General features: G+C 59.6%; 14 protein-coding genes. 6 read left to right on the forward strand and 8 right to left on the reverse strand.

All coding sequences use genetic code 11. The features are described 5' to 3' along the window. The first annotated feature begins 14 nt into the window (after positions 1-14). The 4 genes from AC07V4_RS08340 to AC07V4_RS08355 all read left to right on the forward strand — a co-directional run bounded on the left by AC07V4_RS08340 (position 15) and on the right by AC07V4_RS08355 (position 5,152). The gene (locus AC07V4_RS08340; RefSeq protein ID WP_492635976.1) at positions 15-1,787 is read left to right on the forward strand and encodes an N-acetylglutaminylglutamine amidotransferase; all 1,773 of its coding nucleotides are present in this window, start codon (positions 15-17) and stop codon (positions 1,785-1,787) included. A gap of 3 nt (positions 1,788-1,790) precedes the next feature. Next, on the forward strand, positions 1,791-3,524 hold the full coding sequence (gene ngg / locus AC07V4_RS08345) for an N-acetylglutaminylglutamine synthetase (protein ID WP_492635975.1): 1,734 nt from the start codon (positions 1,791-1,793) through the stop codon (positions 3,522-3,524). 146 nt (positions 3,525-3,670) lie between these two features. Beyond that, complete coding sequence (locus tag AC07V4_RS08350; protein WP_431751374.1) at positions 3,671-4,855, forward strand: osmoprotectant NAGGN system M42 family peptidase; 1,185 nt, start codon at positions 3,671-3,673, stop codon at positions 4,853-4,855. A 69-nt stretch (positions 4,856-4,924) separates the two neighbouring features. Then, a complete protein-coding gene (locus AC07V4_RS08355; RefSeq protein ID WP_003192759.1) occupies positions 4,925-5,152 on the forward strand; it encodes a YheU family protein in 228 nt (75 codons plus the stop codon). A gap of 7 nt (positions 5,153-5,159) precedes the next feature. Here the strand turns inward: AC07V4_RS08355 and csrA are convergent, their stop codons facing one another. Continuing rightward, a complete protein-coding gene (gene csrA / locus AC07V4_RS08360) occupies positions 5,160-5,357 on the reverse strand; it encodes a carbon storage regulator CsrA (protein ID WP_492635974.1) in 198 nt (65 codons plus the stop codon). Between the two features lie 127 nt (positions 5,358-5,484). After that, positions 5,485-6,300 carry an SDR family oxidoreductase gene (locus tag AC07V4_RS08365; protein ID WP_492635973.1) on the reverse strand — a complete coding sequence of 272 codons (816 nt, stop codon included), beginning with the start codon at positions 6,298-6,300 and terminating at the stop codon, positions 5,485-5,487. A 327-nt stretch (positions 6,301-6,627) separates the two neighbouring features. Between AC07V4_RS08365 and AC07V4_RS08370 the strand changes: the two genes are divergently transcribed. After that, on the forward strand, positions 6,628-6,780 hold the full coding sequence (locus AC07V4_RS08370; RefSeq protein ID WP_015885095.1) for a DUF3309 family protein: 153 nt from the start codon (positions 6,628-6,630) through the stop codon (positions 6,778-6,780). Between the two features lie 55 nt (positions 6,781-6,835). Here AC07V4_RS08370 and AC07V4_RS08375 read toward each other — a convergent pair whose 3' ends face one another. The 5 genes from AC07V4_RS08375 to AC07V4_RS08395 form a co-directional block, all read right to left on the reverse strand. Further along, entirely contained in the window at positions 6,836-8,926 is a 2,091-nt protein-coding gene (locus AC07V4_RS08375; protein ID WP_431751543.1) for an LTA synthase family protein, read from the reverse strand. 361 nt (positions 8,927-9,287) lie between these two features. Next, the gene (locus AC07V4_RS08380) at positions 9,288-9,479 is read right to left on the reverse strand and encodes a PLDc N-terminal domain-containing protein (RefSeq protein ID WP_003172956.1); all 192 of its coding nucleotides are present in this window, start codon (positions 9,477-9,479) and stop codon (positions 9,288-9,290) included. Between the two features lie 67 nt (positions 9,480-9,546). Beyond that, a complete protein-coding gene (locus tag AC07V4_RS08385) occupies positions 9,547-10,077 on the reverse strand; it encodes a hypothetical protein (RefSeq protein WP_492635972.1) in 531 nt (176 codons plus the stop codon). Positions 10,078-10,119: 42 nt separating this feature from the next. Further along, positions 10,120-10,635: an ankyrin repeat domain-containing protein gene (locus AC07V4_RS08390; protein WP_492635971.1), complete on the reverse strand. Its 516-nt coding sequence runs from the start codon at positions 10,633-10,635 to the stop codon at positions 10,120-10,122. Between the two features lie 96 nt (positions 10,636-10,731). Beyond that, positions 10,732-12,558 carry a long-chain-acyl-CoA synthetase gene (locus AC07V4_RS08395; RefSeq protein WP_492635970.1) on the reverse strand — a complete coding sequence of 609 codons (1,827 nt, stop codon included), beginning with the start codon at positions 12,556-12,558 and terminating at the stop codon, positions 10,732-10,734. A gap of 396 nt (positions 12,559-12,954) precedes the next feature. Between AC07V4_RS08395 and AC07V4_RS08400 the strand changes: the two genes are divergently transcribed. Continuing rightward, positions 12,955-13,233: a DUF3509 domain-containing protein gene (locus AC07V4_RS08400; protein WP_016970113.1), complete on the forward strand. Its 279-nt coding sequence runs from the start codon at positions 12,955-12,957 to the stop codon at positions 13,231-13,233. 61 nt (positions 13,234-13,294) lie between these two features. Here AC07V4_RS08400 and AC07V4_RS08405 read toward each other — a convergent pair whose 3' ends face one another. Further along, on the reverse strand, positions 13,295-13,564 hold the full coding sequence (locus AC07V4_RS08405; RefSeq protein ID WP_492635969.1) for a response regulator transcription factor: 270 nt from the start codon (positions 13,562-13,564) through the stop codon (positions 13,295-13,297). Positions 13,565-13,652 lie beyond the last annotated feature (88 nt).

Raw genomic sequence — 13,652 nt, forward strand, 5'->3', positions numbered from 1 at the left:
CCGGTAAGGAATTTATGTGCGGACTAGCTGGAGAATTACGTTTCGATGCTCAACCTGCCAACCTGGCTGCGATTGAGCGCATCACCCATCACCTGGCCCCTCGCGGCCCCGACGCCTGGGGTTTTCATGCCCAAGGCCCGATTGCCCTCGGTCACCGGCGCCTGAAAATCATGGACCTGTCGGACGGCTCGGCCCAACCGATGGTCGACGCGCAGTTGGGCCTGTCCCTGGCCTTCAACGGTGCCATCTACAATTTCCCGGAACTGCGAGAAGAGCTGGAAGCCTTGGGCTACGCCTTCTATTCCGGTGGCGACACCGAAGTGTTGCTCAAGGGCTATCACGCCTGGGGCGAGGCGCTGCTGCCCAAGCTCAATGGCATGTTCGCTTTTGCCATCTGGGAGCGCGATGCCCAGCGCCTGTTCATCGCTCGTGACCGTCTGGGTGTGAAACCGTTATACCTGTCACGTACCGGTCAACGCCTGCGTTTCGCCTCAGCCTTGCCGGCGCTGCTTAAAGGCGGCGATATCAACCCGATCCTCGATCCGGTGGCGCTCAACCATTACCTGAACTTCCATGCTGTGGTGCCTGCACCGCGCACCCTGCTGGCAGGCATTGAAAAACTGCCACCGGCGAGCTGGATGCGCATCGACGCCAGCGGTAAGACCGAGCAGAAAACCTGGTGGACCCTGCCCTACGGCCCACATGAGGATGAACACAACCTCACCCTGGAAGACTGGACCGACCGTGTACTCGACAGCACCCGCGAAGCCGTGGCGATCCGCCAACGTGCCGCCGTGGATGTCGGTGTGCTGCTCTCCGGCGGCGTCGATTCGAGCATGCTCGTCGGCCTGTTGCGCGAAGTCGGTGTAGAGGATCTATCGACCTTCTCCATCGGCTTCGAAGACGCCGGTGGCGAGCGCGGCGACGAGTTCCAGTATTCAGACCTGATCGCCAAACACTACGGCACCCGTCACCATCAGTTGCGCATCGCCGAAAGCGAGATCATCGAACAACTGCCCGCCGCATTCCGCGCCATGAGCGAACCGATGGTCAGCCATGACTGCATCGCCTTCTACCTGCTGTCGCGGGAAGTGGCCAAGCATTGCAAGGTGGTACAGAGCGGCCAAGGCGCCGACGAGCTGTTCGCCGGTTACCACTGGTATCCGCAGGTGGACGGCGCCGCCGATCCGTATGCGGCTTATCGCGAGGCGTTTTTCGATCGCAGCTATGACGACTACGCCGCCACCGTCGCGCCTGAATGGCTGACCGCCAATGACGCCGCTGGCGATTTTGTGCGTGAGCATTTTGCAATGCCCGGCGCCGATGCCGCCGTGGACAAGGCCCTGCGCCTGGACAGCACGGTGATGTTGGTGGACGACCCGGTCAAACGCGTCGACAACATGACCATGGCCTGGGGCCTCGAAGCACGCACGCCGTTCCTCGACTACCGCCTGGTGGAACTGTCGGCTCGCGTGCCGGGCAAGTTCAAACTGCCCGATGGCGGCAAACAGGTGCTCAAAGAGGCCGCGCGCCGAGTGATCCCCAGCGAAGTCATCGACCGCAAGAAAGGCTACTTCCCGGTGCCGGGCCTCAAGCACTTGCAGGGCGACACCCTGAACTGGGTGCGCGAACTGCTGCTGGACCCCAGCCAGGATCGCGGCCTGTTCAACCCGGCCGTGCTCGACCGCCTGCTCACCGACCCGCAGGGCCAACTGACTCCGTTGCGCGGCTCCAAACTGTGGCAACTGGCGGCGCTGAACCTGTGGCTCAGCGAACAAGGAATCTGATCGATGAAACCCCATGCAGCGGCTTACAGCCAACGTTTGCTGAAGGGCCAGGCACCGTCATATGAGCGCCTGCAAGCCCGACTGGCCGAAGATGGCAGCCCTCAGAATGCCGAACCGATTGCCGTGCATTGCGGTTGGGGCCGGTTGTTGATCGGCCACACCTTCCCCGACCCGGCCAGCCTGGCCGAGGAGCTGCTCAACGAACAGGCCGGGGAACGGGATATCGCTCTGTATGTGGCCGCGCCTCAACAGATTCTGGGGCTCGACCCGCAGCAACTGTTCCTCGACCCCTCCGACACCCTGCGCCTGTGGTTCAGTGACTACCGTCCGGCCACCCGTGTGTTTCGTGGTTTTCGCATCCGCCGTGTACAGACCGACGCCGATTGGCAGGCGGTTAACCAGCTCTACCAAGGGCGCAGCATGTTGCCGGTCGACGCCGAGCGCCTCACGCCCCGCCACCAAGGCGGCCCAGTGTATTGGCTGGCGGAAGACGAAGACAGCGGCGCGGTGATCGGCAGCGTGATGGGCCTCAATCACCAGAAAGCCTTTCATGACCCGGAGAACGGCAGCAGCCTGTGGTGCCTGGCGGTTGACCCGCAATGCACTCGCCCCGGTGTGGGCGAAGTGCTGGTGCGCCATTTGGTGGAACACTTCATGAGCCGTGGCCTGAGCTACCTGGACCTGTCGGTACTGCACGATAACCGCCAGGCCAAGAACCTCTACGCCAAGCTGGGTTTTCGTGCGCTGACCACCTTTGCCATCAAACACAAAAACGGCATCAACCAGCCGCTGTTTCTCGGCCCGGGCCCGCAGGCGGGGTTCAACCCGTATGCACGGATCATTGTCGAGGAAGCCCATCGACGTGGCATTGATGTACAGGTCGACGACGCCGACGCCGGGTTGTTCACCTTGAGTCACGGCGGGCGCCGCGTGCGCTGTCGCGAATCGTTGAGCGACCTGACCAGCGCCATCAGCATGACCTTGTGCCAGGACAAGAGCCTGACCCATAAGGTACTCAAGGCTGTCGGCTTACAGTTGCCGTCCCAGCAGTTGGCGGGCAGTGCGGATGACAACCTGGAGTTTCTCGACGAGCACCAGCGCATCGTGGTCAAGCCGTTGGACGGCGAGCAAGGCCAGGGCGTGGCCGTGGACTTGCAGACCATCGAGGACGTGCAACAGGCCATCGAAGCAGCACATCAGTTCGACAGCCGTGTGCTGTTGGAGAGCTTTCATGAAGGCCTGGACCTGCGCATCCTGGTGATCGGTTTTGAAGTGGTCGCCGCCGCGATCCGCCGCCCGGCTGAAGTCACCGGCGATGGCCATCACAGCATCCGAGCCTTGATCAAAGCCCAGAGCCGTCGTCGCCAGGCCGCCACCGATGGCGAAAGCAAAATTCCCCTCGATGGCGAAACCGAGCGCACGCTCAAGGCTGCTGGCTACCGTTACGACAGTATTCTGCCCCGTGGCCAGACCCTGGCCGTGCGGCGCACCGCCAACCTGCACACCGGTGGTTGCCTGGAAGACGTCACCGCCATCCTGCACCCCACGTTGGTGGACGCAGCCATCCGCGCCGCCCGCGCCCTGGACATTCCCATGGTCGGCCTGGACTTGATGGTGCCCGCTGCTGACCAGCCCGAGTACGTGTTTATCGAAGCCAATGAACGGGCTGGCCTGGCCAATCATGAGCCGCAACCCACTGCGGAAAAGTTTGTGGACTTGTTGTTTCCCCATAGTTAGCTGAGTGCTTGAGAGGTGGGTTGCCTGCACCGCCGCCATCGCGGGCAAGCCCGCTCCCACAGGTTGACCGCATTCCCCTGTGGGAGGGGGCTTGCCCCCGATGAGGCCCTCAAAGGCACCACATCCACAAGCCAACAGGAGTCTTTATGAGCCAAACCATCCCCGAACCCGACCTCAACTACCTGCAAAAAGTCCTGCTGGAAATGCTCGCCATTCCCAGCCCCACCGGGTTCACCGACACCATCGTGCGCTACGTCGCCGAGCGTCTGGAAGAACTGGGCATCCCTTTCGAAATGACCCGGCGCGGAACCATCCGCGCCACTCTCAAGGGCCAGAAGAACAGCCCCGACCGTGCCGTGTCCGCGCACCTGGACACCATTGGCGCCGCCGTGCGGGCGATCAAGGACAACGGTCGCTTGAGCCTGGCACCGGTGGGTTGTTGGTCGAGCCGTTTTGCCGAAGGCAGCCGGGTCAGCCTGTTCACCGACAACGGCGTGATCCGAGGCAGTGTGTTGCCCCTGATGGCCTCCGGGCATGCGTTCAACACGGCGGTGGATGAAATGCCAGTGAGTTGGGACCATGTGGAACTGCGCCTGGACGCCTACTGCGCCACCCGCGCCGACTGCGACTCCCTGGGCATCAGCGTGGGCGACTATGTGGCGTTCGACCCTTTGCCCGAGTTCACCGAAAGCGGACACATCAGCGCCCGTCACCTCGACGATAAAGCCGGTGTCGCGGCTCTGCTCGCCGCGCTCAAGGCCATCGTCGACAGTGGCGAGCCCTTGTTGATCGACTGTCACCCGTTGTTCACCATCACCGAAGAGACCGGCAGTGGCGCAGCGGCTGCCCTGCCGTGGGATGTCAGTGAATTCGTGGGGATCGATATCGCGCCGGTCGCGCCAGGCCAACACTCCAGCGAGCATGCCGTGAGCGTGGCGATGCAGGATTCCGGCGGGCCATATGACTATCACTTGTCACGCCACCTGCTGCGCCTGGCCTCGGATAACGACCTGCCGGTGCGTCGCGACCTGTTCCGCTATTACTTCAGCGATGCCCACTCGGCCGTCACCGCCGGCCACGACATCCGCACTGCGCTGCTGGCATTCGGTTGTGATGCCACCCACGGCTACGAACGCACCCACATCGACAGCCTGGCAGCCCTCAGTCGCCTGCTGGGTGCGTACATTCTCAGCCCGCCAGTGTTCGCCAGCGATGCACAACCGGCCCAGGGTTCACTGGACAGGTTCAGCCATCAGTTGGAGCACGAGACGCAAATGGAGAGCGACACCCGTGTGCCGTCCGTGGACAGCCTGGTCGGCCACAAGTCCTGACGCTGGCAACTGCTGGTAACAAGGGCCTCGGCGCAGTAGGATCGCCGGGACCCATTACCCGAGGCTTGTATGCTGATTCCCTACGACGCACTTGAAGTCGACACCTTGACGCGGCTCATCGAAGACTTCGTCACCCGCGACGGCACCGACAATGGCGACGACACGCCCCTGGAAACCCGCGTACTGCGCGTGCGCCAGGCGCTGACCAAGGGCCAGGCCCTGATCGTATTCGACCCAGAAAGCGAACAATGCCAGTTGATGCTCAAGCATGACGTGCCCAAGCATCTGTTCGACTGACTGAGTTTCAGGGGGTGGTGGCGGTGCGGGGTTGGGCGGCTTGGCGCTCGAGGATCTTCTGATACACCTCGGCACGGTGCACGTTGACGCCCACCGGTGCCGCGATGCCGAATTTCACTTGGGTACCGTTCAACTCGAGGATATGCACGGCGATATCATCGCCGATGGAGATGATTTCGCCTATGGCGCGACTTAAGACCAGCATGACGGTTGTCCTTTTGAAGTGACAGGACCTTGACCATGCGCGCTTGAAGTGGACCCAGCAATGGCTTGCGATCAAATCAGGCACCACCTACACCAATAGGTAATTTGCCTGACAGACCGCACCCCGATCAGCCCTTAATGGCTTGCGCCTTGGCCCGCATCTTGTCGGCCATCACTGTCATTTCGTTATACAGCAGCTGCGGGTTTTTCTGCTTCAATGCCCAGGCCATCCGCCCCTGCTCATGGGGCAAAATCATGAATTCGCCTTCGGCGACGCGCTGATAGATGTAATCGGCGATATCCGCCGCCGAGATCGGCGAGCTTTCCAGCAACTTGCCCACCTGCGCTTTCATCGCCGGGGTCGGCCCACGGAAAGAGTCGAGCAGGTTGGTCTGGAAAAACGACGGGCACACGACATGCACGCCGACTTCCTGTTGCTTGAGCTCCACCAGCAAACTTTCCGACAGCGCCACCACGCCGGCCTTGGCCACGTTGTAGTTGCTCATCGCCGGCCCTTGCATCAACGCCGCCATCGAGGCGATGTTGATGATCCGGCCCTTGCTCTTCTCGAGCAGTGGCAGGAACGCCTTGCAGCCCTTGACCACGCCCATCAGGTTGATTGCTATCTGCCAGTCCCAGTCTTCCAGGGACAATTCAGCGAAGAAGCCGCCGGATGCAACACCGGCATTATTGACGATCACATCGATGCCACCGAGCTTCACCTCGCACGCCTGGGCGAAAGCCGTGAGCTGGCTGTAGTCACGCACATCACAACGCTGGGTGAACCCATCACCACCGGCTTCACGCACCAGCTTGAGGGTTTCCTGCAAGCCGGGCTCGCTGACATCCGACAAGGCCAACTGCCAGCCTTCACGGGCCCAGCGCAGAGCGATTTCACGACCCAGCCCGGACCCGGCGCCGGTGATCATCATGCGATTTTGCATAGAGAAGTTGCCTTGTGGTTCACGAAAGAAGTGCCCGGCAGTGTAGCGAAGGTTTTTCCTGTACCCACGTACCATCCAGTTGATGAATGCCTTGGGCAAACCGGCGACCGGGTACGAGGTTGGCCTATAGCGTAAGTTCAACATTTCTCAACTAGGTTTACTTATTTGCGAACGAATTAAAAGAAATAAGCAAGTTTTCGAAATGCTTTAAAGAAACATTGAATTCTCCCTGAAACAGCAGAGTCGGAGTTATTAAGTCGTCCGTAAAAACGGGCGGGCCTACCCTTAAATGACTGGTCTTTACTCAAGGCCTATAAGGAAAAAAACATGAGCCTCATTCTGATCATTATCCTGATCCTGCTGTTGGTCGGCGGCCTGCCGGTATTCCCACACTCGCGTAATTGGGGTTATGGCCCATCGGGCATCCTGGGCGTAGTGCTAGTGGTTCTACTGGTACTGCTGTTACTCGGTCGGATATAAACGCAGGGCAAAAAAAGAGGCCTCATATAGAGGCCTCTTTTGTATTGCCGGCTAATCAGTCCGGCTTGCCGTCAACCACACCTGCGGTGTTATCCAACAGGCTCTTGGTAGCGGTTTGCAGGAACGATTCAAGCTTCTGCTTCAATGCAGCCTCGTCCGGCGATTCCGGAATGACTTTGCCAGTCGGCTCTGCGCCCAGCTCGTATTCCCACAGCTTCGGTGGCATTTCCTTAGGCAGTACCAGCACGCGGTCACCGGTGAGCAAGGCGACGGTCTGGTCGCTGCCCGATGGCTTGATCACGCCGAAGCCCTTGTCGCCTTCCGGCAGGTTCAGCAGGTCACGGCCCCAGCACTGGTGCAGGGTGTCGCCGCCCAGGCGGCCCATGATGGTCGGCACGATGTCGATCTGGGTGCCCACGGTGTGATCACGCACACCGAACTTCTCCTGCATGCCCGGTGCAATCATCAGCATCGGCACGTTGAAGCGGCCCAGGTCCATCTCGGTGATCTGCTGTTCGTTACCAAAACCGTGGTCACCCACGATCACGAACAGGGTTTCCTTGAAGTACGGCTCCTTGCGGGCCTTTTCAAAGAACTGGCCCAGAGCCCAGTCGGAATAACGCATGGCGGTCAAATGTTCGTTGAGGCTGCCACGGTCAGTGACTTTCTCGACCGGCAATGGCGTCGGCAACGCGTACGGCGTGTGGTTGGACAGGGTTTGCAGCAATGCGTAGAACGGCTTGCCACCTTCGCGGGCTTTCAACTCTTCCAGGCCACGGTTGAACATGTCCTGGTCGGACACGCCCCAAGTCGGGTCGGAGAATACCGGGTTGACGAAGTCGTTGCGCCCGATGAAGTTGGTCATGCCTTGGTTGCTGAAGAAGCCCGACTGGTTGTCCCAGGCAAAATCGCCGTTGTAGACATACACGTCGTCAAACTTGCGGGCGCTGAGCAACTGCGGCAGGCCCGACAGCTTGTGGCTGCCTTCCGGCGTCTGCATCAGGTATTCGAAGCCCGGCAGGTTCGGGAAGCACGCCATGGTGGCGAACATGCCCTGATGGGTATGAGTACCGTTGGAGAAGAAGCGGTCGAACAGCAGGCCTTCCTTGGACAGTTTGTCGAAGTACGGCGTGATGTTGCCAGGGCGACCCAAGGCGCCTACCGAGTGACCGGCGAAGCTTTCCATCAGGATCACCACGACGTTCTTGATCGGCAGGGTCTTCTCGGCCGGTGGTGTGAAGTCGCGACGTACGGCGGTGGTATCGGTGTCCACCAGCTTCTCATGGGCCGGCAACAGCAACATGTCGCGCACGGTCTGGGTCGCCAGCGGCTGGTCCAGGGTGGCTTTCCAAATGTTGGAACGCTCTTCGGAAAAACGCGACTTGGCGGCAGCAATCAGCGACAGGGTGCCGTTCAAGCCCAGTTGGTTGGCGAAGTTCGAATCGGTGGTGTAGACATCACCCCAACGCAGTGGCGGGCCCTGGCGCAGGGTGCCACGGATGGCGACCGTCGCGATCAGCAGGCAGACCACGAACACCGCAATACGTGTGTACCACGGCGCCACCTGGCGCGTGCCGATGCTACCGCCACTGAACGGGCCACGAGGGCGTGTTGCGCGGTCGGCGCCCTTGAAGGCGATGCTCAGGATCAGCGTGCCCACGGCCCAGGCCAGCAGGTAACGCACCACCGGGAAACCGTACCAGAGCATGCTCATCACGGTTTTCGGGTCTTCCTTCACATATTGGAAGACCAGGCCGTTGAGGCGTTGGTGGAATTCGCGGTAGAAGTCCATTTCCATCAGGCCCAGGAACAGGGCAATGCTGGACGCGACGGTCAGCCACAAACGGAAGAAGCCCCGCGCCGCCATGGCCCGTACGCTGAACAACGCCAGCAGCAGCGGGACCAGCGCGTACATCACAAAGCGGATGTCGAAGCGCGTGCCGTTGGCGAACGCTTCGAGGAAGGTCGAGGCCGGCGTGTCGAGGATCATCTCGCGGTTGTAGACCAGCAGCGCCAGGCGCAGCAGGGAGAACATCACCATCATGACCAGTGCGCAGAGCAGTGTGTACGCCAGATGGGATTTGACGGTCGGTTGCAGCAGGCGATTTGAAGCTCGCTGCTGATTCAGGGCGTCCGGGTTTGCCATGTCGTTTCAGGACCCATTGGAAGTTGAAGTTGCGAAGTAATACCGTGGCGCGAATGGTGCCCGATCAACGGCAGCAAGGCTATTAATTACTGAACGCGCACCACTGCCCCATCGTTAATGGCACTTGAGATAGAGCCTTGGATGGGTGAATAAAGCCGGCGAATTGTCTTGGATAAGATGTGAAAATTTCGTACAACGAATATTTCGACACACAAAACTTATCAGTGTAGCGGGACCCCAAGTGGGAGCGGGCTTGCCCGCGAATACGGTATATCAGTGCCAGACGAGTTGGCTGACACACCGCAATCGCGGGCAAGCCCGCTCCCACATTTTACTGGTGCCACTGCAAATTGATGGGGTATCAGATCCGCACATTGCCCCGCGGCCCGGCAATCGCCCAGATGATCAGGCCCAATACCGGCAGCAGCAGGATCAACAAGATCCACAGCACTTTGGCGCCCGTGCTCGCGCCGCTTTTGAACACGTTGATGATCGCCCAGATATCCAGCGCGAGGATGATCAGGCCGATCAGGCCATTAAAAGTGGAACCCATGATGTCGCTCCTAAGTGAGGGCATGCACTTGTAGGATAGTCAGCCCTGACCGGGGTTCCGTTTTATTTCAGACGTGTACGGCAACGCGCAGCGCTTCAAGGGATGGCTCGGCCTTGATGCCGACTTCGGCGCACAGCTCCAGCACACGCGGCAGGTCGTTGCCGTATACCAGCACGGTCTGGATTTCATCATCGAGCAATTGGCTGAAATTCATCAGCACGTAGCCGCCGTCTTCCGGGCTGAGAGCGCTCATCTGGATCTGAATGCGGTTCAGCGCCGTGAGGTCGTCGGTCTTGGCCAGTTGCTTAGGCTTGAGGTTGAACGCCACACCCGGACCGAACGACGCAACGATCTGCGCAAACAAATCGCCATAGGTGTCGGCCTGGAACAGCACGGTATCCGGCAGGCTGCCGACCACCACCCACTCACCCAGTGAGATGGGGAACGTGTCGTCGTAGTTGATATCCGGATTGGCCGCCAGAAAAGCCACAGGGTCGGCGTAGGCCTGGGCCGCTTCTTCGGCGATGCGCGCCACTTCGTCCTCGCCCATGACGCCGGCGCTGATTTTGCTGATGAGTTCGACGAGGGCGGTTTTCATGGGGATGGTCCTGTTGCGGGCTGGTTTTCGAGGGCGCGTAGCCTACACCAGTTTCTGCAACTGCGCCGCCGTATCCGCCGCGCCCATGGTCTGCGCCGCGGCCAAAGCGGTGGCGCCTTGGGCATCGACTGCCTTGGGGTTGGCGCCTTGGCCCAGCAGGTAATCCACCATCTCAACGCGGTTGAACATCGCCGCCATCATCAGCGCCGTACGACCGTCCGAGGACGCAGCGTCCACCGGCGCGCCACCTTCGATCAGCGCCTTGACCACCGGCAGATTGCCCTTGAATGCCGCGCCAGCAATCGGCAGTTGGTTCTTCTCATTGGCAATCTGCGGGTCAGCCTTGAACTCCAGCAATACTTTCACCGCATCGGCGTGGCCGTGGTAGGCCGCCAACATCAGCAAGGTGTCGCCGTTGTGGTTGCGCAGGTTGGCAGGCAAGCCTTTGGCCAACAGTGCGGCGAGCATGGCAGCATCGCCATTACGGGCCACGTTGAAGACCTGCTCGGCAAATTCGGCGGCTTCATCTTCGGTCATTTGTTTAGGCTGATCTGACATGTGGGGCTCCTTGTCTGTGTGCGTTATAGGCGCACAGTGTCACGGTGGAGCTCCCCACTGTCATGGCTTTTTTGCCAAAAGCGCCCATAGGCAGAATCAATAACGGAACTGCCCACCCTGGATCTGCGCCAACAATTGCCCGGTGACCGGCACATAGCTGTCGGACCCCGGCAACCAGGCGTAAACCGGGTCATTGCCGGCCTTGTCCGGGTCGAATGCCTCTTCCTTGAGCTTGACCTTCTGGTACTTGAAAGTGCCGGTGGTTTCCATCTTCACCTTGATCCGCAGGAACAACGGCACGGCGTAATGTGGCAACTGGCCGTGGGCGAATTGCAGCAGCTCGCGCATGTCCAGGGATGCCAAGGATTCGCTGGGGGTGATGGCGACCATCCCCGCCCGCCCATTGGTATTTTCGATCTCGACGCCATAGGCCACCACTTCGGCGATCTGCGGATGCTGCAGCAGGACATTCTCCACTTCGGTGGTCGACACGTTTTCACCCTTCCAGCGATAGGTGTCGCCGAGGCGATCAACAAACTGCGCATGGCCAAAACCGATGCTGCGCAACAAATCGCCAGAATTGAAATAGCGGTCGCCCTTTTCGAACACGTCGGTGAGCACTACCTTGCGGTTCTTTTCCGGGTCGGTGTAGCCGTCATAGGGCGACTTTTCATCGATCCTGGCGAGCAGCAGTCCCTGCCCGCCCGCTTGTACCTTGCGCATGAAACCGTCGCTGCCACGCAGCGGCTCACCGGTATCGTGGGCGTAGTCAACCAGCGCCCAGTGTTGCAGGCAAAAGCCGATGGTGTTGTCGAAATTGAGGATGTTGGTGAAGCCGATATTACCGTCGCTGGCAGCATACAATTCGCAGACATGTTCAACCCCGTAGCGCTGCTTGAACTGCGCCCACACTCCTGGGCGCAGGCCGTTGCCGACCATTTTGGTCACGCGGTTATCACGGTCCTGTGCACTGGGCGGCTGATCAAGCAGATAGCGGCATAGCTCACCGACATAACCCAGGGTAGTCGCGTTGAATTTGCGCGCATCGTCCCAGAACTGGCTGGCGCTGAATTTGCGGCGGATGGCGAAACCCGATGCCCCGACAATCGCCGAGCCCCAGCACACACATAGCCCGGTGGCGTGATACAGCGGCAAGGTGCAATACAGGACATCATCCGAGTCCATGTCCAGGGCGATACTGCCGAAGCTGACGGCGGTCTTGGTCCAACGGCCGTGTTTCATGATGCCGGCCTTGGGCAAGCCGGTGGTGCCGGAGGTGTAGATATAGAAGCAAGGGTCGTTGAAGAAGATACGACCAGTACTGTCGGGGTTGTCCACCGAGCCGTCGGCGCTGGCGGCCAGCAGGTCGGTATAGCCTTCAGGCACCGTGCTCGCGGATTGATCGGCGACAAACCAGGTCCTGCCTGCTTCAATCGCTACCTGATCGCAAACCGCCGCGTGGGCAGCCACCAACTCGGCACCCACCACGATCGCCACCGGGCTCACCAAGTTCAAGCTGTGCACCAACGCCGCCTGGGTTTGCGAAGTATTGAGCATGGCGCAGATACCGCCCAGCTTGGCCACCGCCAGTACCGTCAGGAGCAGTTCAGGGCGGTTTTCGACAAATACCGCGATCACATCACCCTTGGCGATACCTTGGGCCTGCAAGTGGTGAGCAATGCGATTGGCTCGTTGGTTGGCTTCGCTGTAGCTGAGCACTTCGTCGCCATACAGCAGCGCAGCGCCGTGAGGATTACGCAGGACGGCCTGTTCGAAGTACCAACCGAGACCGCAAGGTTGCCCTGGGTCGGTGACATTCGCCGCACGCATGCCGCGCACCACCCGTGGCAGGGCTCGAACGATGGCTGGCACCTTACGCAGCATCATGCCCCAAGTGATCATGTCATCTTGCTGGTGGCTCATGGTGGAACGTCCTTTTTCTTATTGTTGGTCTGACCCATCTACAACGGCGCTCCTGTAGGCAGGAGACCGAATGCCTTGCAGGAAAATACGCCAGCGATTCTTTGGCTGTACACGCAGGATTTGAAAAGTTTTGTATCCCAGATACGTACGGCACAAAAAATGGAATTCTGTGATTCGTCAGCAGTCATTAGCAGAGAACGCCCACCGAAACCTTCGTCTTCTATAACGCAAAATGCAGGATGCACGATGGCCATTCATGCAATTTGCACGAAAACGAAAATCTTTAAATTTGTTAAGTTGTTGTTTTATAAGCAATTAATTCGATAGCCAATACTGGCACAATCACTGCACCTATCACTCCATGCTTGCCAACTTGAGCCAACGGAGCTGATAGACATGAGCCTGATCCAAGATAAATTCGCTTCTGTATTCTCCCAATACGACGTCACCACCCAGCCGCGTCCCGATGGTGGCATTCTGTTGACCCTGCGCAACAGCGAAGGCAAACAGGTCAAGCGCTCGATCTCTTATCAGCAACTGCACACCGCTGATCAGTTGACCTGGGTGATCAGCGCCATTCGCCGCGACCTGGCCGAACAAGCCAGTGAGTTGCCACAGATTTCGATGCTGCAAAGCCAGAACCGCTTTGCCCTGCCGACTTACCACTCGGCTTAAATCACACGCACAAAAAAAGGGCCGCGACGCCATCAAGCGTCACGGCCCTTTTTGCTGTCCGTCAGCACAAACCCAGGCGGATGGCTTCATTCATTGCCTGCACACGGTTGGTCACTTCCAATTTGCCGTAGATATTGCGTAGATGGAATTTCACCGTAGCTTCGGAGGTGGCTCGAATCTGGCTGATCTCCCAGACGGTCTTGCCTTCCGAAGCCCATCGCAGTATCTCCAGCTCCGCCGGGGTCAAGGGTTTGCCGGACAAACTCATGCGTTTTCTGATCGCCGTCGGCAGGATAACCAGCGGGTGACAGGACTCGACTGAGTCACTCATTGCTCTCTCCTTTCATTTACAGAACCCCTGCCCCTCTTCGGATTCCTCCTATTGACAGGTGACATAAACATTGAACGCGGAGAGAGTT

The organism is Pseudomonas sp. GW821-FHT03A09 (assembly GCF_059421065.1).